At 58.0% G+C, this 20,064-nt stretch carries 16 protein-coding genes, 1 tRNA gene and 2 rRNA genes (1 of these 19 running past the window's edge); 14 read left to right on the top strand and 5 right to left on the bottom strand.

Features of this window, described 5'->3' with window-relative positions; genetic code table 11:
- Nucleotides 1-134: 134 nt before the first annotated feature.
- From CFBP4996_RS20345 to CFBP4996_RS20305, 9 genes are all read left to right on the top strand, one after another.
- Complete coding sequence (locus tag CFBP4996_RS20345; protein WP_233283579.1) at nt 135-1,616, top strand: SLC13 family permease; 1,482 nt, start codon at nt 135-137, stop codon at nt 1,614-1,616.
- Between the two features lie 142 nt (nt 1,617-1,758).
- Entirely contained in the window at nt 1,759-2,934 is a 1,176-nt protein-coding gene (locus CFBP4996_RS20340) for a glycerate kinase family protein (RefSeq protein WP_080854029.1), read from the top strand.
- A gap of 161 nt (nt 2,935-3,095) precedes the next feature.
- Nucleotides 3,096-3,488: a GFA family protein gene (locus tag CFBP4996_RS20335; RefSeq protein WP_080854838.1), complete on the top strand. Its 393-nt coding sequence runs from the start codon at nt 3,096-3,098 to the stop codon at nt 3,486-3,488.
- Nucleotides 3,489-3,684: 196 nt separating this feature from the next.
- Entirely contained in the window at nt 3,685-4,713 is a 1,029-nt protein-coding gene (locus CFBP4996_RS20330) for a LacI family DNA-binding transcriptional regulator (RefSeq protein WP_080854030.1), read from the top strand.
- Nucleotides 4,714-4,745: 32 nt separating this feature from the next.
- Complete coding sequence (locus CFBP4996_RS20325) at nt 4,746-5,699, top strand: ABC transporter substrate-binding protein (protein WP_080854031.1); 954 nt, start codon at nt 4,746-4,748, stop codon at nt 5,697-5,699.
- The gene (locus tag CFBP4996_RS20320; RefSeq protein ID WP_080854032.1) at nt 5,696-6,499 is read left to right on the top strand and encodes an ATP-binding cassette domain-containing protein; all 804 of its coding nucleotides are present in this window, start codon (nt 5,696-5,698) and stop codon (nt 6,497-6,499) included. The genes CFBP4996_RS20325 and CFBP4996_RS20320 overlap by 4 nt, the downstream gene beginning before the upstream one ends.
- On the top strand, nt 6,496-7,500 hold the full coding sequence (locus tag CFBP4996_RS20315; protein WP_080854033.1) for an ABC transporter permease: 1,005 nt from the start codon (nt 6,496-6,498) through the stop codon (nt 7,498-7,500). The genes CFBP4996_RS20320 and CFBP4996_RS20315 overlap by 4 nt, the downstream gene beginning before the upstream one ends.
- 4 nt (nt 7,501-7,504) lie before the next feature.
- Nucleotides 7,505-8,572: a phosphotriesterase family protein gene (locus CFBP4996_RS20310; RefSeq protein ID WP_080854034.1), complete on the top strand. Its 1,068-nt coding sequence runs from the start codon at nt 7,505-7,507 to the stop codon at nt 8,570-8,572.
- Nucleotides 8,573-8,596: 24 nt separating this feature from the next.
- Entirely contained in the window at nt 8,597-9,367 is a 771-nt protein-coding gene (locus CFBP4996_RS20305) for a glutamine amidotransferase (protein ID WP_080854035.1), read from the top strand.
- A gap of 9 nt (nt 9,368-9,376) precedes the next feature.
- Here the strand turns inward: CFBP4996_RS20305 and CFBP4996_RS20300 are convergent, their stop codons facing one another.
- Nucleotides 9,377-10,273, bottom strand: a complete 897-nt coding sequence (locus CFBP4996_RS20300) for a ribokinase (protein ID WP_080854036.1) — start codon at nt 10,271-10,273, stop codon at nt 9,377-9,379.
- A gap of 24 nt (nt 10,274-10,297) precedes the next feature.
- On the opposite strand from CFBP4996_RS20300, the gene CFBP4996_RS20295 reads away from it, so the two are divergent.
- Nucleotides 10,298-11,140: a BtpA/SgcQ family protein gene (locus CFBP4996_RS20295; RefSeq protein ID WP_080854037.1), complete on the top strand. Its 843-nt coding sequence runs from the start codon at nt 10,298-10,300 to the stop codon at nt 11,138-11,140.
- A gap of 13 nt (nt 11,141-11,153) precedes the next feature.
- Complete coding sequence (locus CFBP4996_RS20290; RefSeq protein WP_080854038.1) at nt 11,154-12,395, top strand: Zn-dependent hydrolase; 1,242 nt, start codon at nt 11,154-11,156, stop codon at nt 12,393-12,395.
- Between the two features lie 481 nt (nt 12,396-12,876).
- Here the strand turns inward: CFBP4996_RS20290 and CFBP4996_RS20280 are convergent, their stop codons facing one another.
- Nucleotides 12,877-13,521, bottom strand: a complete 645-nt coding sequence (locus CFBP4996_RS20280) for a TetR/AcrR family transcriptional regulator (RefSeq protein WP_233283578.1) — start codon at nt 13,519-13,521, stop codon at nt 12,877-12,879.
- Nucleotides 13,522-13,683: 162 nt separating this feature from the next.
- Between CFBP4996_RS20280 and CFBP4996_RS20275 the strand changes: the two genes are divergently transcribed.
- The 3 genes from CFBP4996_RS20275 to CFBP4996_RS20265 are packed head-to-tail and all read left to right on the top strand — an operon-like array spanning nt 13,684 to nt 18,100.
- Nucleotides 13,684-15,831, top strand: coding sequence for a TonB-dependent siderophore receptor (locus tag CFBP4996_RS20275; RefSeq protein WP_080854039.1), 2,148 nt, complete (start codon nt 13,684-13,686; stop codon nt 15,829-15,831).
- A gap of 7 nt (nt 15,832-15,838) precedes the next feature.
- On the top strand, nt 15,839-16,960 hold the full coding sequence (locus CFBP4996_RS20270; RefSeq protein ID WP_205529283.1) for an ABC transporter substrate-binding protein: 1,122 nt from the start codon (nt 15,839-15,841) through the stop codon (nt 16,958-16,960).
- An 18-nt stretch (nt 16,961-16,978) separates the two neighbouring features.
- Nucleotides 16,979-18,100, top strand: coding sequence for a siderophore-interacting protein (locus CFBP4996_RS20265; RefSeq protein WP_080854040.1), 1,122 nt, complete (start codon nt 16,979-16,981; stop codon nt 18,098-18,100).
- 315 nt (nt 18,101-18,415) lie between these two features.
- Here CFBP4996_RS20265 and CFBP4996_RS20260 read toward each other — a convergent pair.
- The 3 genes from CFBP4996_RS20260 to CFBP4996_RS20250 form a co-directional block, all read right to left on the bottom strand.
- Nucleotides 18,416-18,492, bottom strand: a tRNA-Met gene (locus CFBP4996_RS20260).
- 100 nt (nt 18,493-18,592) lie between these two features.
- Nucleotides 18,593-18,707, bottom strand: a 5S ribosomal RNA gene (gene rrf / locus CFBP4996_RS20255).
- A 390-nt stretch (nt 18,708-19,097) separates the two neighbouring features.
- Nucleotides 19,098-20,064, bottom strand: a 23S ribosomal RNA gene (locus tag CFBP4996_RS20250); it runs 1,830 nt beyond the window's last position.

Raw genomic sequence — 20,064 nt, 5'->3', positions numbered from 1 at the left:
CCAAAAACTTACCTCGTCCGGGAATATCCATCGTCATCGAACGTTCATAACCGGACACGGGGAGATCCGGGCCGCCCGCCCGCCTCCCGATCCGAAACTGCCCTCTGATGACGGCGCAATTCAAAGGAGGCCAAGTGGTGGTGCACCTCATGTCCCTGCCAATGACAAATTCGAAGAAGGAACTAACGACAGTTGCTGTAACCGAGGCCACGGTTTCCGTCCGACGCCTCAAACAGGTTGTTGCGGCGCTGCTGGTTGCCTTTGCGGCCGTGCTGATCTTTCTGGCAATCGATGGCCTGACAATGCCGATGCGGGCAACGCTTTTCATCTTCTTCTCCGCCATCGTCGCCTGGACGGTCCTGGAATTGCCCGAAACACCGGTTGCCCTGACCGGAGCCATCGCGCTCGCCGTCGTTGGCGCCATAACGGAGGATGTGGTTTACCGGTCGCTGGGCAATGACATCATCTGGCTTCTTCTGTCAGCCTTCGTGATTGCCGGCGTATTGCGGAACGTGGGCCTTATCGAGCAGGTGACAGCCCGTCTGATGCCAGGCATGCGCAGCATACGCCGCATGTTCTGGATGCTGACGCTCCTCACTTTCGCCACGGCGTTCATCATTCCCTCCACCTCTGCGAGGGCCGCGATCCTTATGCCGGTCTATCTCGGGCTCTCCGCCGCGATCGACAATAGCCGGATCGCACGCGCCCTCGGTTTGCTCTTTCCCACAATCATCCTCCTCTCGGCCGGCGCATCGCTGATCGGCGCCGGCGCGCATCTGGTCGCAGCAGGGTTTTTGTCCCGCCTCACCGGGGCTCAACCGGATTTCATCGGCTGGCTGGTGCTGGCCGGCCCGTTTTCGCTTGCCACCTGCCTGATTGCCTGCGCCATACTGTTACACGTATTTCTGACGAAAGAGGAACGCGACATGGCCCCCGGCGGCAAAGCCGGACCGGACCGTGTTGCACCCTTCTCACGGCAACAGATCGCCGTCGCCTGTGTGGTTTTCTGCACCGTCCTGATGTTCGCCACCCAGTCCATTCACGGCATCGGGATGGCGCTGATCGGCATGGTGGCGACCCTTGTCCTTTGCATGCCGAATGTTTCCGGCATGGCGTTAAAGGCAGCCTTGAAAACCGTCGAGTGGAACCTGCTTCTTTTCATGGCCGGCACGCTTGTCATCGGCGAGGCATTGATCGAAACGGGTACGGCGCAGATGCTGGCGGATCGGCTGGTGGCGGTTTTCCGCCAGAGCCTGATCACCGCACCAATAGTCATCATCTCGTTTGCCGTGATCGCGGCTACCTTTTCCCACCTGATAATCACTTCACGCACGGCGCGGGTCACGGTTCTCGTTCCGGCCTTTGCCTTGCCCTTGTCCGGCCTCGGCGTTGATCCGGCCACCCTCGTGATGGTGGTGACACTGGCAAGCGGCTTTTGCCAGATGACGATGGTATCGGCAAAACCGGTGGTGCTGTTCGGTGGCATGGAGCCCGCGGCCTTCACCCACACCGATCTGCGCAAGCTCGGTTATTTCCTCCTGCCACCCTTCATATTCCTGCTCATCCTGTCGGCCACATTGCTGTGGCCGATGCTGGAAATCTTCCAGAAAAATTAACACAGGCAATGGCTTACAACAAACGAAAGGCCGCGAAATGCGGCCTTTTTTATTTATCCGACTAAATTTTATAATCACCGGAATAACCGTCGGGCCAACACGTTTCCCCAATGTCACATACCTGTCATGAAAGGATCGTCCCATGCCCTTCCACGTTGTTGTTGCACCCTCCGGCTTCAAGGAAAGTCTCTCGGCGGAGCAGGCCGCCGACTGCATTGAAAAAGGTGTTCTGCGCGCATTCCCCGGATCTGTCGTTATTAAGGCGCCCATGGCCGACGGCGGCGAAGGTTTCACCCGGGCACTGATCGGCGCCACCAATGGCACGATCCACCCCGTAACGGTGACTGGCCCGGTCGGACAACCCGTCCCGGCCTTTGTCGGCTTTCTCGGCGGCTGCACTGAGCCGACGGCGGTCATCGAGATGGCTGCTGCTGCCGGTCTCAGCCTTGTTCCGCGCGACCGCCGCAATCCCTGCCTGACGACGAGCTATGGTGTCGGCGAACTCGTGCGCGCGGCACTCGACGGCGGCGCAAGACGGATATTGCTCGGCTGCGGCGACAGCGGCATCAATGATGGCGGCGCCGGCATGGCCCAGGCGCTGGGTGTTCGACTGCTCGATGCCTCCGGCAAAGAGATCGACCGCGGCGGTGCGGCATTGACGAAACTTCAACGCATCGATCTCAGCAAACGCGATCCGCGCCTGTCTGACGTCCGCATCGATGCCGCGGTCAACTGGCACAACCAGCTTCTCGGCGAGCGTGGCGTCGCGCGCGTTTTCGGCCCGCAGAAAGGCGCAACGCCGGAGCAGGTGGAAGAGCTTGCCGCGGCGATGGAAACCTATGCTGCCTGCATCGAAAACGCCACCGGCCTCGATGTCGGCTCCGCACCCGGCGCCGGCGCATCGGGCGGACTGGGGGCAGCCGTTCTTGGACTACTCGGCGGCAAACTTCATCCCCGCTACGATATCGTCATGCGATATCTCACCATTGACGATTATCTCCACGATGCCGACCTCGTAATCACGGCGGAAGGAAGCCTCGACGGGCAGACACCTTTCGGCAAGGTTCCGGCTGAAATTGCCCGCCGTGCCAAGACGGCCGGCGTTCCCGTCGTTGCCCTTGCAGGCACGATCGGCAAGGGTGTCAGGCTCAATTTCGATTGCGGGATCGATGCTTTCGCCTCAATATTGACCCGACCCTGCTCGCTGGAGGACGCGATCTCATCGGCACCGAAGCTTCTGGCGCGCGCAGCGGAAGATGCCGTCAGGATGATCATGATCGGGACAACCCTGCGAACACCGACGGGAAAGGTGGGCTAATACTGGAACCTATGGAAAACTGTAAGCAACGACCAAAATCGTCGGCGAAGAAGTTTCAATATCCATCCCGAATGTTACCTTTATCAAAGTCAACTGCCCCGATACGGTTGTGGTCGGGCATATCAAGAGTCGAAAAATCCGGATTTAGAACTGGGAGCAATATTGTGCGCTTGGCCCTTTGCTCATGTCGTCAGCTAACTGTGGTGACAAACGGAGAACCCCGCAAGGTCTCCGTTTGTCACTGCCGTGCATGCCAGCATCGTACCGGCTCAGCGTTCGGTGTCGCGGTGTTTTATGAAGCCGATCAAGTTACTGCGTCGGGAGAATACCAAACCTACATGCGCCCTGGAGATAGCGGAAAGAGCCTGGAGTTCCGCTTCTGCCCCGCCTGTGGATCGACCGTCTATTGGATGCCGGAATTTCGGCCCAATCTCGTCGCCATCGCCCTGGGCTGTTTTGAGGATTCAGGTGCCATGGAACCAAGTCAGAGCGTTTATGAGGAGACCCGCCATACTTGGGTTTCCTTATCTTTTCGAGATCCTGGAGAGAGATGAAGCTTCGAGGCTCCGGCGCGGGCTTTCAGGCCCCTTGATCTGGCTCCGGTGAAACAGACAAATTTAAAGAGGCGTTAAAACCATGTTGACTCGGCCGGGCTTTTAGACTTCTTTGTAAAGCGGTTTAGTAAATCGATTTACAAGCCAAGCAGAGGTCGGAAAGGCCCGATAAAGTGGAACAGAAAGCGGGAGTGTGATGGCGCGAAACCATGCGACCAGTCTGAAAGACGTTGCCCGGGCGGCAGGCGTTTCAGTTGCGACCGTATCGCGGCTTCTGAACGGTACGCTGGAGCTGCCGCCAGAAACGAAAGCGCGCATCGAGGCCGCTATCCGCGAACTCAGTTACGTGCCCAATCCTCATGCCAGACGTTTGAGCCGGGGACGCTCGGACACGATCGGCCTTGTCGTTCCTGATATTGGAAACCCGTTTTTCGGCATGCTCGTTGCGGCCGTCGAAGAAGAAGCCGACAGGCGCGGACTTGCCCTTTCGCTTTTCGCCACGTTGAACCGTACAGGCCGGGAATTGTCCTATCTTCGCCTGCTTGCCCGCAATCATGTCGACGGCCTCGTTTTCATCACGAACCACCCCAATACCGATGAACTGGCAGAACTGATCAACACCACCGGCAAGGTCGTGGTGGTCGATGAAGATGTTCCTGGCGCCACCGTGCCGAAACTCTTCTGCGACAATGAGCAGGGCGGCCGCCTGGCCGGCGCGCATCTGGCGACACATGGGCATAAACGTGTCCTTTACGTCGGTGGACCAGAGGAGATGATCAGTACGGAGCGTCGTTTTCACGGCCTCAAATCTGCTCTCACCGAGCGGGTGGCGGAGGCAGAGCTTTCGATTTCCAGATATTGCGGCGCATATACGGTGGAGTTCGGCCGGGCTGCCGCGCGCCGCTTTCTGGATGAGGGGCGCCCGGCAACGGCGGTTTTCGCCAGCTCGGACGAAATCGCCATCGGGTTTGTCGAGGTTCTGCGTTGCGAAGGCGTGCGTATCCCACAGGATGTGTCGATGATCGGTTTCGACGACGTCGGGCCGCTGCATCTCTTTGCGCCGCCGCTTACCGCCATTCGCCAGCCCGTCAGCGCCATCGGCCAGCGCGCCCTGTCGCTTTTGCTTGAAACCAATTGGGATCAGGAGCCTCCGTCGCTATCGGAGGAGTTGTTACCCGTCGAAATCGTCGTGCGAGAATCCGTTGCGCCGCCCGCGATCAAATAAAAAGCAACGAAACCAAAAGAGGAAGAACGATAATGCTGAATTTTAAACGTCGACATTTTTCTGCAGCGCTCGCTGCGACCGTTCTTGCCGGTGCGACCTTGTCTGCCGGGCTTGCCAACGCCGCCGAAAAAACCATCGCCCTGGTGCAGATCAACCAGCAGGCGCTGTTTTTTAACCAGATGAACGAGGGCGCAGAAAAAGCGGCCAAGGAAGCCGGCGTCAAGCTGGTGATCTTCAATGCCAATAACGATCCCGCAGCCCAAAACAGCGCGATCGAAACCTATATCCAGCAGAAGGTGGACGGCATCGCTGTCGTCGCCATCGATGTCAACGGCATCATGCCGGCCGTAAAACAGGCGGACGCCGCCAACATTCCCGTCGTCGCGATCGACGCCATTCTGCCGGAAGGCCCGCAAAAAGCGCAGATCGGCGTCGACAATGGCAAGGCAGGCGCCGACATGGGGCAATTTTTCCTCGACTACGTGAAGTCGGACATGGGTGGCAAGGCGAAGATCGGCGTCGTCGGCGCGCTGAACTCCTTCATCCAGAACATCCGTCAGAAGGGTTTTGAAGACACCATCAAGGACAAGGCCGGTGTCACGGCCGCCGGCGTCGTCGATGGTCAGAATGTTCAGGATACCGCACTTTCGGCCGCGGAAAACCTGATCACCGGCAATCCGGACATGACTGCTATCTACGCCACCGGTGAGCCGGCACTTCTGGGCGCCGTCGCTGCCGTTGAAAGCCAGAGCAAGCAGAAAGACATCAAGGTCTTCGGTTGGGACCTGACCAAACAGGCGATCGCCGGCATCGATGCAGGTTATGTCGCAGGTGTCATCCAGCAGGATCCTTCTGCAATGGGGGCCGCTGCGGTCAAGGCGCTCAAGACGGTTGCCGACGGCGGCGCCGTCGAAAAGACCATTGCCGTGCCAGTAACGATCGTGACCAAGGCCAATGTCGAACCCTACCGCGCGGTTTTCAAATGATGATGGCCGGACAGCACACAGGCGCTGTCGACGGCGCCGGGGGAGACGTTCTCTCCCGGCAACCCGATCGTGAAGCGCGTATCTCACTGCGCAATATCCGCAAGACATTCGGCTCGCATCAGGCGCTTCGCGGCGTCGATCTCGATATCTTCCCCGGCGAATGCCTGGGTCTCGTCGGAGACAATGCGGCGGGTAAATCGACCCTTACCAAGGTGATTTCCGGAACCTACCTGCCTGACGACGGTACGATCACAATGGACGGCGAGGCCATTCGCTTTTCAGGTCCCGCAGACGCGCGCAACCGCAACATCGAAATGGTTTTTCAGGATCTCAGCCTGTGCGATCATATCGATGTGGTGGGCAATCTCTTTCTCGGGCGAGAAATTACCAAAGGTCCGTTTCTCGACCGTCCGACAATGCTTTCGGAAGCCCGCAAGATGCTGGACGCGCTGGAAATCCGCATTCCGCGTCTCACCGCCAAAGTCGAGAAACTTTCCGGCGGTCAGCGCCAGGCGATCGCCATCGCGCGGGCGGCATCCTTTAATCCGAAAGTCCTGATCATGGACGAGCCGACGTCAGCACTTGCCGTTGCGGAGGTGGAAGCGGTGCTTTCGCTCATCAATCGCGTCAAGGCGAAGGGCGTCTCGGTCATCCTCATCACACATCGCCTTCAGGATCTGTTTCGCGTCTGCGACCGCATCGCCGTCATGTATGAGGGCACCAAGGTGGCGGAACGGCAGATCAACGAAACCAGCCTCGAGGATCTCGTCAGGCTGATCGTGGGAGGACAGCGCCATTGACCGTCTATACTGAACGCGCCAAAGGCTCGCCGCTTTCGGATTTCTTCGCCGAAAACGCGCAAGTCCTGTCCATCACGGCATTTTTTGTCCTGTGCATGGTGTTTTTCTCCGTTACGACGGATACGTTTCTGACCGCCGGTAACCTTTTGAATGTCGTCCGCCAGGCCGCTCCCATCCTGATCGTCTCGGTCGCCATGACATTCGTCATCATAACGGGCGGCATAGACCTGTCGGTCGGCTCGATGGTCGCCCTGATCAACGCCGTCGGCGCCATCCTGCTCGCAGCCGGTTACCCCTGGCCGCTGGTTATCGTCGCTATGCTGGTTCTCGGCGGAGGGCTCGGACTGGTGCAGGGGTGGTTCATCGCCTATCAGGGTATTCCTGCGTTCATCGTAACGCTCGCCGGTCTTTCCATCCTGCGTGGTGTGGCGCTGTATATTACACAGGGGTATTCGATTCCCATACCTGAAGCGCCGGGGTTCTTTTACCTCGGTCGAGGCGATCTTCTCGGAATGCCGGTTCCGGCACTGATCGGAATCCTCGTCACGATCATCGCCTATATCGTCCTTTCAAGCACGCGATATGGCCGTCGTGTGGTGGCCGTCGGCTCCAATCTGGAAGCCGCGCGCCGTGTGGGAATGCCAGCAAAATGGATTCTCGCTTCGGTTTATCTGGCCGCGGGTATGGCTTCGGCAATTGCCGGCCTCATGATTGCCGCCAGACTAGGATCCGGCTCGTCGAATGCCGCTGTCGGTTTCGAACTTCAGGTGGTTGCGGCCGTGGTTCTCGGAGGCACATCGCTGATGGGGGGGCGAGGCACCATCCTCGGCACGGTGCTTGGAACCATGACCATCGCCGTTATCGGCAACGGTCTTATTCTCATGCACATCTCGCCGTTTTTCACCCAGATCGTGACGGGCGCCATCATCCTTGCCGCCATCTGGCTCAATACGCGCATCTTCACCGCGAACTTCCGCCTCGGCGCGAAGAGAAAGGGCTGATGCGATGAGTTCGGAACTGTCTGAAGGGCATATCCGGTCGGGGAAAATCATGACCGTGCGCGGCCCCATCGCTGCGGATCAACTCGGCGTCACGCTGATGCACGAGCATATTCTAAACGATTGCCGTTGCTGGTGGCATGCTCCCACGACACCGGAGCGGCAATATCTTGCCGAAGGCTTCGTCTGTATGGAGATCCTCGGCGAACTGCGTCAGGACCCTTTCGTCAACAGGCACAATATCACGCTGGATGACGAGCCGCTGGCCATTTTGGAACTGAAGGATTTCGCTGCAGCCGGCGGGCATACGATCGTGGAACCGACCTGCCAGGGCATCGGCAGAAATCCTCTGGCGCTTCGGAGGATTTCAGAGGCAACCGGGCTCAACATCGTCATGGGAGCGGGTTATTACCTTGCCTCGTCTCACCCTGAAAAGGTGACCGGGCTCACGGTCCGCGCCATAGCCGACGAGATCGTGCATGAGGCGCTCCATGGTGTTGACGGAACCGATGTCCGCATAGGGCTGATAGGCGAAATCGGCGTTTCTGCGGATTTCACGGCAGCGGAGGAAAAGTCCCTGCGGGGAGCGGCGCAGGCGCAGGTTCGCACCGGCCTTCCCCTGATGGTTCATTTGCCAGGATGGCTTCGGCTGGGACACAGGGTTCTCGACATCGTCGCGGACGAAGGTGCTGATCTAAACCATACGGTTCTTTGCCATATGAACCCGTCCCATGCGGATATCGCCTACCAGAGCGAACTCGCAGACCGCCGCGCCTTTATCGAATACGACATGATCGGCATGGATTTTTTCTACGCCGACCAGCAGGTCCAGTGCCCCAGCGACGAGGATGCTGCCCGTTCGATTGTCACGCTGGTGGAGGGCGGTTACCTCGACCGCATTCTGCTCTCTCATGACGTCTTCCTGAAAATGATGCTGACGCGGTATGGCGGAAATGGCTACGCCTACATTCTCAAGCATTTCCTGCCGCGTCTGAAACGGCATGGCCTCGACGACGCCACTCTTCAAACCCTCATGCGGGATAATCCGCGCTCGGCCTTCCAGGCAAAGACCTGACGAACCTATGGAAATGGAAAGATCATGACTAAAAAAGTGCTCCTCGTCGGTGAAAGCTGGGTCAGCTCCGCCACCCACTACAAGGGCTTCGATCAATTTGGCAGCGTGACGTTTCATCTCGGTGCAGAACCGCTGGTGAAGGCGCTCGACGGCAGCGAATATGAGCTGACTTACATGACCGCCCACGATGCGGTGGAGAAGTTTCCCTTCGAGATGGCAGGGCTTGACGTCTATGACGCCATCATCCTCTCGGATATCGGTGCGAATTCGCTCCTGCTGCCGCCGGCCGTCTGGCTGCAGTCCAAAACCGTGCCGAACCGGTTGAAGCTCATCAAGGCATGGGTGGAAAAGGGCGGCGGCGTGCTGATGGTCGGCGGCTACTTCTCTTTCCAGGGCATCGATGGCAAGGCCCGCTGGCGCCGCACGCCGGTGGAAGATACGTTGCCCGTCACCTGCCTTCCATGGGACGACCGCGTGGAAATTCCTGAGGGCTCGACGGCCGATATTCTGAAACCCGACCATCCGACCGTGGCGGGCCTTTCCGGCGAATGGCCACTTCTGCTGGGGGTGAACGAGGTTGAGGTGCGTGACCGCGCCGATGTCGAGGTGGTTGCCCGTCTGCCGGAAGATCAGGGTTCCCATCCGCTGCTCATCACCGGTCGGTTCGGCAAGGGCCGCACGGCCGCATGGACATCCGACATTGGTCCGCACTGGCTTTCTCCAGCCTTCTGCGAATGGGATGGCTATGGGCGGCTGTGGAAGAACATTCTCGGCTGGCTGACGGAAAAGCCGTGACCAGAGCGGCTACGCCTGCAAAATGGTCATCAGTTCTTGACGGCTGGGAAAGGCATCCTGTGTGCCCCGACGGCCAACCGTGATGGCTGCGGCCCTCGCGGCATCCTCAAGGGCACGCGCATCCACGGCGACGCCGCGAAGCATGGCGGAGGCGAGCGCAACACCCGTGAAGCAATCGCCGGCGCCCGTAGTGTCGACGATTGTGGCGGGCGCAGCTGGCACCTCGATAGCGCCTTCTGCGGAAACGAGCGCACAGCCTTGTCCGCCGAGTGTGACGATGACGAGGCCGACACCGGCGCACAGCAGGGACGCTCCGGCATCGGACCCTCTCTCACCCGTCAGCGCCTCGGCCTCGAGGCGGTTGAGGACGGCGATATCGATGAACGGCAGGACGCTTGCAAACCAGGGCTGAAGCGGCGACGGATTGAAAGCCGTCTTTAGTCCCTTCGATCTCGCCGCATTGAGAATGGCAAGGGTCGTTTCTTCCGAAAGATTGCCCTGCAAAACGAGAAGGTCACCGGAGACGGCGACGGCAAGGGCGTCCAAGGCAGCTTTTTGATCGAGCGCTGCCGCTGCCGAACGGGTAGTGATGATCGAGTTTTCACCGTCGGGGGTGGTCAGGATGATGGAGATATCGCTGGTGGGGCTATCGACGGAAATGAGCTTCGGTGTCAGGCGCTCGCGGGTGAGTGCCTTTTCGATCGCAATCGCACGCTCATCGCTGCCGACGGCGGCGACGAGCGTCGTTTCGACACCGCATCTCGAAAGAACAATGGCCTGGTTGCAGCCTTTGCCACCGAGACTGCGCGAGGCCTGCTCGCCAAAGATTGAAGCGCCTGCCTCAGGCAGTGCGGCAATGGAATAGGTTTCATCAAGTGCGATATTGCCGATAACAAAGGCACGCATGGAAAACTTTCGAAAGGGACTGAAATGCAGACCATATCCGACAACGCGGCCAATGCTATCAAGGAAATTTTCGGTCGCAACAAGGCGCTGATCGGCATGATACATTGCCCGGCCTTTCCCGGAGCGCCGCGTTATCGGAACGCAAGCATGGATGCGATCTACGATGCGTGCATGCGCGACGCCGAACGCCTTGTTGAAGGCGGCATGCACGGTCTGATCGTCGAAAACCACGGTGACGTTCCCTTCTCCAAACCAGACGATATCGGAGCGGAAACCTCAGCCTTCATGAGCGTGGTGACGGACCGCATCGTTCGCGCCGCCGGCGTGCCCGTTGGTATCAATGTGCTGGCCAATGCTCCCATCCCTGCCCTTGCAATCGCCATGGCGGGCGGCGCAAAATTTATCCGCGTCAATCAGTGGGCAAACGCCTATGTGGCCAATGAGGGTTTCATGGAGGGACGTGCAGCCGAGGCGATGCGCTACCGTTCATTGCTAAGGGCGGAGCACATCAAGGTTTTTGCCGACAGCCATGTCAAGCACGGCGCCCACGCCATCACGGCGGATCGCACCATCGATGAACTGACGCGCGATCTCGCCTTCTTCGACGCCGATGCCGTCATAGCGACAGGCCAGCGCACCGGAAACAGCGCGCCTCTTGAAGAGATCGAGGAGATCGGCGCGGCCACGCATCTGCCGCTTCTGGTCGGCTCAGGGGTCAACGAAGGCAATATTATCGAAATCCTCAAACGCACCAATGGCGTAATCGTGGCGTCATCGTTGAAGGAAGGCGGCGTCTGGTGGAACCCCGTCGAACTGTCCCGGGTACGTTCTTTCGTTGCAGCGGCTCAGCCCGGCCTCGATGGCTGAAGAGGAGACAGCAATGGCAAAACTTTCGATCAACGGCGAAAGACTTCTGGCAAATCTTGATCGATTTGCGGCGATCGGCGCGACTGAAAAGGGCGGCGTCAACCGGCAGGCCCTGACCGGACTGGATCGCGAGGCAAGAGGGCTGTTGGCGAAACTCGCCATTGATAGGGGATTTTCCGTGTTTCAGGATCCCGTCGCCAATCTTTTCATCCGCAGGAGCGGCCGCGACGAGCGCCTTGCACCGCTTCTGATCGGCAGCCATCTGGATAGCCAGCCCTCAGGTGGCAGGTTTGATGGAGCGCTGGGGACGCTTTCGGCGTTCGAGGTTCTCGAAACACTTGAAGATTTCGGAATTGAGACAGAGCGTCCCATTGAGGTGGTCGCCTTCACCAATGAGGAAGGCTGCCGCTTCGCTCCCGGATGCATGGGGTCCATGGCTTTTGCTTCTCGCAGTATCCCGGACAACTGGCTTCATCTTGTGGCAACGGATGATGGAGCCGGTTTTGCAGATGAGCTCGACGCCACCCTTAAAAGCCTGCCGGAAGCCACCATGCGCGATCTCAGTTTTCCGGTATTCGCTTATATCGAGGTTCACATCGAGCAGGGTCCATCCCTTGAAAAACAAGGCGTGCCCATCGGGATTGTGACGGGCATACAGGGTACACGCTGGCTGGAGGTGTCAATCACCGGCCAGACCGCTCATGCCGGCACAACAGCCCTAGCATACAGACGTGATCCTTTTCATGCCGCGGTCAATGCGCTGGGATCGCTTTTCCCCGCCATGATGCCGCTGGATCCTGCGGCCCGGTTCACCGTCGGCCGAACGGCGTTGCAGCCCGGTGCCGTCAACGCCATTCCACAATCCGTGACTTTTACCGTCGATATCAGACATCCATCATTAGAAACACTCGACGAAATGGAGAGTAAAATCCGCGCAATCGTGCACGAAGCTGCGATGGACCAAAAATGCGAAGCGACGATTGAACAGATATTCGACATGCCGCCGGCGAATTTCCAGGATGACATCGTCTCGGCATTGGGCCGCGCCGCACAGGAGCGCGATTTTTCGACCGAACGCATGTTGTCGGGCGCATTTCACGATGCGCTTTTCATGAACAGGGTCGCACCGTCAGCCATGATTTTTGTTCCGTGCCGCGACGGTCTCAGTCACAACGAGGCAGAGCATGTTGAACCTGAACATAGCATAGCGGGATGCAACATGCTTTTAGCTTCCGTTCTTCAAATATTGCCTTAGATCTGCCGCCGAAGACCATACAGATTGCCGTGTTAATACAGGTTACGACAACACCCTCTGAATAGCCCCGATTTTCGTAGACACCCTCGGGTTAGATTTTCTGCTGCTTCTCGAACTCGACGGGCGACAGCTGTGGTCGAACACGTCCTGGCGAGCTTCATCGCGTGAACGGTAGATCCTGCGGCGTATCCTCTCTCGCTTCAGAAGATTGAAAGGTACCCCTCCGCCTTACGGGCCGACTCCGTAGGGCGGACAAATCTCGGATGATATTCAACTTGAGCGGACTCGAACCTGTGACCCTGTTACTACAAAGTTCCGTAAGCAGGCGATCCTCACGCCAACCAGGAACTTAGCTTAAACGTATCATTTGGTTTGATCCGGACCGAACTGACCTTTTTCACGAACCGGACTGGAATTGCGGTTACTTATCAACAGCAGGCTGCTTCGCGGTGTTTGCGATAGCAACTCGATTGCAAGACCATTAGCTTTCTATCGATATCCCTCTATAGAGCCAGTTCCAGGTCCTGTCGAAATATAGATCGACAGATTGTCTTGTATCAAATTCGGCGCTGCCCATCATCGCCGATGAGGTGGGCAATGCGACAAGACAGTGGATGAGATGATTGGCGATCAGGCTCACATCCCCGGCTGCAACCATACCCGCATCCTGCGCTGCCCCCACGGCATCGACGAGCCGGTTCATGATCGGATCGGGTTGCGGCGGGATCGGTGCTTTCTTTTCGAACACGACAGCTTCACTGAAGGTAATGCGCTTCAGCGCAATGAGGTCCGGCTCCATGTTGATATGCAGCAGTTCGCGCATCAGGGTCCGCAGGCGCTCAAGAGCGTTGCCCTGTGCCATCGGCAAGTCTTTCAGCCGCGCCACCGCTCGGGCGTGTGCGTGTTCCACCACGGCTTCGAACAGGGCGACTTTCGAGGGAAAGCGGCGATAGACAGTATCCTTGCCTGCGCCGCACTGCGAAGCGACCTGCTCCATGGACGTGCCGGCAAAACCCCGCGTCGCAAAAAGCGTGGTTGCCGCGTCGATTATCCTTTCGGCTGCGGCGTTCTGTTCCGCCTTCAAGGGACGACCCACCCGCGCTGTCACGTTTGTTCTTTCCGACACCAGATTTCCTCCGCACTTGCCCGTGCCCGGCCTGTTTGCAGACGTCAAGCAGGATTGCCAACATAAAAGTTGACCAAGATCTTCATATTAACTGGACAGGACGGTCCCGTTTGATTTATTCACTCTAGCAGATTTCCCAAGCTTCGACCATGGGGGCGAATAGTGAAGCAAGGTCTCTCCTTTAAAAACATTCTGACAGCCACAACCTTTCTGGCGGCAACCCATGCCCTGGCTCAAGAGCAGGGCACACAACTGGAAACAATCGTTGTGCAGGGCAATGCCGGCGCCGCTGGGACATCCGCAGCGATTGTCGCCAAGTCCACTCGGTCGGCAACAAAGACCGGAACACCTTTAGCGGAAACGCCGCAATCCGTTACGGTCGTAACGCGCAAACAGATCGACGACCAAAACCCGCAAACGGTCAGTGAGGCGCTGCGTTACACGGCCGGTGTGTTATCAGATCGGGACTCGAACTCGCGTTACGATTCCGTATTTCTGCGTGGCTTCGGCGCGTTCGGCACGGCGACCAATTATGTGAATTATCTGGATGGCTTGAAACTTCAACGTGGTCAGGCCTTTGCAACACCTTCCATTGATCCGTTTCTCCTTGAGCGCATCGACGTCCTGAAGGGGCCGGCAGCACTTCTTTATGGCCAGGTGAGCCCCGGCGGCCTTGTCAATCAGGTCAGTCGGAAACCATCGAGCGTGCAGTCGAACGAGGCAAGACTTGAAGTCGGGACCGATGGAAGGGTTCAGAGCGGTCTTTACTCCACCGGCCCCATCACTACGGATGGAACATGGCAATATGGCATTGGCATTATTGGCCGCTCCTCCGGCACACGCTATGACGATGTGGATGAAAAGCGTCTCGGCATTGCGCCATCCCTCAAGTGGCAGCCGGACGAGGATACCTCGCTTGTTGTTTCCGGCTATTATCAGCGCGATCCGGAAGGCGGCTATTTCAACTCGCTTTATCCGAAGTTTCTGGCGCCCGCAGGCTATGCCGGTTTCCTCAGTCGGGACCTGAATGTCGGGGACCCGAACTACGACACGTTCAGGCGTACCCAGTATGGCGCCGGTTACGAGTTCGAGCACAGGTTCGATGACCAGGTGACTGTTCGCTCCAACTTCCGATATTCCGGCGTGGATACCGATATGCGTTCGCTCCAGATGAACGGGCCAATGTCCGCGACGGGTATTATTCCCCGTTGGGCTGTCCATTCCATCGAGGACGTCGAAGGCTTTTCCTTCGACAACCAGGCTGAATTCAAGTTCGAAACCGGTGCCATCGGTCATACGCTTCTTACCGGCCTCGACATTCAGCACTCAAGCAGCAGCTGGGAATATCTGCTGGGCGGTGCAACGCCGCTTGATGTGGCGAATCCCGTCTACGGCCAACCGATCGGCCCGTTCATGACGGCAATCGACAGTGATCAGTCGCTTCGCCAGACCGGCATCTATCTTCAGGATCAGATCGAGATCGGCGGGCTGCGCGGTGTTTTCGGAGTGCGGCACGATTGGGCCCGTCAGGACACTGACAATCTCCTCGCCGGAACATCCGTAAAACGGTCCGACAGCGCAACAAGCTATCGCGCCGGCCTGCTTTATCTTTTCGATAACGGCATTGCGCCCTATGTCAGTTATTCCACCTCGTTCGAGCCTTCCACCAGCGTGGGCGCCAATGGCAGTCCGTTCAAGCCGACGGAAGCACAGCAATATGAAGTGGGCGTCAAATACCAGCCTACAGGGCTGGACGCCATCTTCACGCTCTCTGCTTTCGATATTCGCCAGCAGAATGTGGTCTATTACAACGCCTCATCAGGCTTCAACGAACAGCAGGGAGAAATCCACTCCCGCGGGCTGGAGTTCGAGGCGAGAGGAAACCTCACCAGCAATCTCGAACTGATCGCTGCGGTTTCCCTGCTCGACACGGACGTTTCCGAATCCGGCATCACATCGATCATAGGCAACCGGCCGCAGGCCGTGCCGCGCTATTACGGTTCGCTCTGGGCGAACTACACCGTCTCATCCGGTGCGCTGGAGGGCTTAAGCATCGGCGGCGGCATGCGTTTCGTCGGCTCCAGCTATAGTAACGATACCAATACGGTGAAAGCCGATGGCTATACCCTGCTTGACGCTGCACTTCGTTATGATTTTGGAGCAACGAACCCGAAACTCAAGGGGCTGCAGGCGACACTGAACGTCACCAACCTGCTCGACAAGGACTATTACTCCTCCTGCAGTTCCGAATATTATTGCCAGTACGGCAACGGCCGCACGGTGCTCGCCGGCCTCAGATACAAATGGTGATGTCGCTGTGATCATAACGAGACGAGGTTTTTGCATCTCCTTTGCGGCAGCCGGCATTCTTTCCGGCATTCAGCCCGCTGAAGCCGAGCAGCCGGTTACCGTGAGGGATATGGCGGGGCGCGAGGTGCACCTCCCTGCCCTGCCGAAAAGGATCGTTCTGCTGGAGGCGCATGACCTGCTGACGATGTCGCTCCTGCATCGCGATCCTGCTTCGCTGGTCGTGGGCTGGGCAGCCGTCGATCGGCTCGACAGCGGTGAATTGCAGACGATCCTGCTGAACGGCCATTCCGTCAGCACGGTCGGGACGCTGAGCCCGGACACGCTTTCCCTTGAAGGGCTGATCGCCCTGTCTACCGACCTGATCGTGACCACCGCCTTCATGACGCCGCAGGGTGATGAGAATTCCCTGCTGCAGAGGCTGAAGGAGATCGGCATTCCGGTGGTGTTCAGCGACGCCTCCTCAAACGCGGCCGATGAGGAGCGGGCAACCGGCCCGGTTGATGCGATGAAAGCGTCCCTGCGCATGTGGGGAACACTTCTGGATGCTTCAGACAAAGCCGAGGCCTACATCGCCTTTGTTGAGCGGGAACTGGCGGGCATTGCCAGGCGCGTTTCGGGTGCGAAGCCCGTCACGACCTATCTCGAGGTCCAGTCGACGCTTGACGACTGCTGCTGGGCGGCGGGCAGAAAGAACTGGGGCGAATTGCTGGCTCTGGCCGGTGGTCAGCCGCTTCCAGGCGTGGTCGCGCCGTGGTTCGAGAAGCTGTCGCTCGAATATCTTGTTGCAACGCCGCATGAGGTCTATATCGCCTCCGGCGGTGGCTGGGCTTCGGGCGGTCGTCCGCCCATCGGCCCCGGAATCGACACTGAACTTGGCCGACAGGGATTGCAGCGCCTGATCGAGCGCCCGGGTTTCGAACATCTGCCGAGCGTTCGTTCAAAGCGTGTTTACGGGATATGGACCGGGTTGATTACCAACTTGCCCCTCAACGTCCTGTTTATCGCCCAGGCAGCCAGATGGCTGCATCCGGATCGATGTGCCGATATCGATCCAACCGCCATTCTCGACACCATCAATCGCGACTTCGCGGCGTTTCCCATAAAGGGACCGCTGTGGGCGGCGATCTGAGACACGGAGCCACGCCCGATGCCATCGACCAGCAACAACCGATACCGCGCCCATGCCGCGGTCCAGTTTGAAAAGATCGACGACTATATCGAACCGATTGTTGAATCGATTGCAACGCACGACATGACCGTCGAAAAGGCAGGTGGCATTCATCATATCCATTCGCCATTCGGCGACGCCACATTCGAGGCGACCGGAAACGGTTTTCGGTTGACGGCGGAAGCCGCCGATCCCGGCGGGCTGAACCGGCTGAAACATGCTCTGGTCGGGCCGATCGGTTTCATCGCCGCCCGTGAAAATCTCGATATTCAATGGGAGGGCGACCATGCGGACCCCGCCTTACCCGACGATCTGCGCATTTTGCGGGTGCAGACCATTGAGGACATGTCGCCCCGCTTTCGCAGGATCGTCTTCAAGGGGGAAAACCTCGAACGTTACGACCGTAAAGATCAGCTTCACTGTCGTCTCATTTTCCAGCCACGCGGCATCGCCGCGCCACGCTGGCCGCTACTTGACCATCGCGGGCATGTCGTCTGGCAGGACAATATTGCGGTTCCGACGCGCGTCTATACGATCCGCTTCATCGACACGGCCAGACAGACAATCACAATCGACTTCGCGCTCCATGCCCATCCCGGTCCCGCGACCCTGTGGGCGATGAATGCACGAGCGGGCGACGTCGTCGGCATTCTGGGCCCTGCGGCGAATGGCCCGGCACCGGCAGACTTCTACGTTCTCGCCGGCGACGAGACCGCATTGCCAGGCATTGCCAGAATTCTCGAATATCTGCCGCCGACGGCTACCGGCCATGCCTTCGTCGAAATCGACACACCCGCCGATAAACTGCCACTTTCCTCTTCCAGCGCCGTTTCGATCCAATGGTTGTATCGCAACAGCAAGGGTGCAGGCACAACGACGCTGCTTCAGGACGCAATTCGCTCCATTCAATGGCCGGAATGTCCGGCGGGCATCTTCTTCTGGGGCGGATGCGAACACAAAGCATTCAGCGCAATTCATCGCCATCTGAGGAAGGAGGTCGGGCTTCCCCGTGACCGCGTCGTGCTCTATTCGCACTGGCATCGGTCCCTCAGCGAGGAAGACATCATTGCCAGAGGAGGCGATGCCTATCTGCCTCAGTGAAGACAAGGATTGCTATTCAAAAACTAAACACACCGGGCCGGCCTCACGCAGGGAACGTTTTTCTTAGATAGCGCTAATGAGTGCTTCCCAGATGGGCTGGAGTCCGTCTTACCGGCGTCGCTGTTTACCGATTCATTGGGTCAGCAACAGCGGTTAGGAACATTCATGGATGTGCAAAAATTCCCCCTCGAGGGTTTTATCCATCTCAAGGAAGTGAGTGTTGCCTGGGGCGCGGCCGCGCTGAATGGCAATTTCCGCAAAACACAAAAAGGGCTCCGCGTTGTTTCGGAGCCCTTTGACAGTCTTGAAGATATTTGGTTGCGGGGGCAGGATTTGAACCTGCGGCCTTCAGGTTATGAGCCTGACGAGCTACCGGGCTGCTCCACCCCGCGTTGATGGTTTTATTATAGCATAAAGGCCGCTGTTGCGGCCTTTTGATTTGGGCTTTGTGCCCCTTTTGTGATTGAGAAGATTTTGTGTTGCGTTTTGCAGACCTGGCAGCGACCTACTCTCCCGCGTCTTGAGACGAAGTACCATTGGCGCTGGGGCGTTTCACGGCCGTGTTCGGAATGGGAACGGGTGCAGCCGCCCCGCGATAACCACCAGGTCGGCAAAACGCAACATATGATCCATGCGTTTCGCATGGATCATATGATTGCTTGTTTATTGGTGTACCTTATCCTGTTCGCTTGACGCTCACAGGGGACACCAATTGGCCATACGGTCACCTCGCATATGAGGCAACGTCTGATCCAAGCGATCACAGACCATGTTTTCACATGGAAACTGTTGTTTCGAGAAGCTGGAGAGCTGAACGCTCTATTTAATTTACACGTCTTTCTGTGACCTGTCGGTATTCCACCTTTGCTCAACAATGAGCATGGCAGCCATACAGACCAGAGGTCGTCGCGCCCTGTGGCGCGGCCCGTCCGGAGCCCTTCGGGCGTCAGGACAGAACAGATCATCAAGCTTGGCTTGATGAACATATTCAATGGGAACGAAGAAGTCGATCGAGCTATTAGTAACGGTAAGCTTCACACATTGCTGTGCTTCCACACCCGTCCTATCAACGTGGTCGTCTTCCACGGCTCTGATAGGGAACACTCGTTTTCAGGTTGGTTTCCCGCTTAGATGCCTTCAGCGGTTATCCATTCCGTATATAGCTACTCTGCTATGCCCTTGGCAGGACAACAGATCCACCAGAGATACGTCCATCCCGGTCCTCTCGTACTAGGGACAGATCCTGTCAATATTCCTACACCCACGGCAGATAGGGACCGAACTGTCTCACGACGTTCTGAACCCAACTCACGTACCGCTTTAAATGGCGAACAGCCATACCCTTGGGACCTGCTCCAGCCCCAGGATGCGATGAGTCGACATCGAGGTGCCAAACAACCCCGTCGATATGGACTCTTGGGGGTCATCAGCCTGTTATCCCCGGCGTACCTTTTATCCGTTGAGCGATGGCCCTTCCACACGGGACCACCGGATCACTATGACCGACTTTCGTCTCTGCTCGACTTGTCAGTCTCGCAGTCAGGCTAGCTTATGCCATTGCACTCGACGACCGATTTCCGACCGGTCTGAGCTAACCATCGCGCGCCTCCGTTACTCTTTCGGAGGCGACCGCCCCAGTCAAACTACCCACCATACACTGTCCCGGATCCGGATAACGGACCGCGGTTAGACATCCACGAAGATAAGGGTGGTATTTCAAGGATGGCTCCACAGAAACTGGCGTCCCTGCTTCAAAGCCTACCACCTATCCTACACATGCCTTGGCGAATGCCAGTGTAAAGCTATAGTAAAGGTGCACGGGGTCTTTCCGTCTGACCGCAGGAACCCCGCATCTTCACGGGGAATTCAATTTCACTGAGTCTATGTTGGAGACAGCGGGGAAGTCGTTACGCCATTCGTGCAGGTCGGAACTTACCCGACAAGGAATTTCGCTACCTTAGGAC

The sequence above is a fragment of the Agrobacterium leguminum genome, assembly GCF_005144435.2.
In the GTDB taxonomy this organism is placed as follows: domain Bacteria; phylum Pseudomonadota; class Alphaproteobacteria; order Rhizobiales; family Rhizobiaceae; genus Agrobacterium; species Agrobacterium leguminum.
This window is presented reverse-complemented; position numbering and strand designations above follow the sequence as displayed.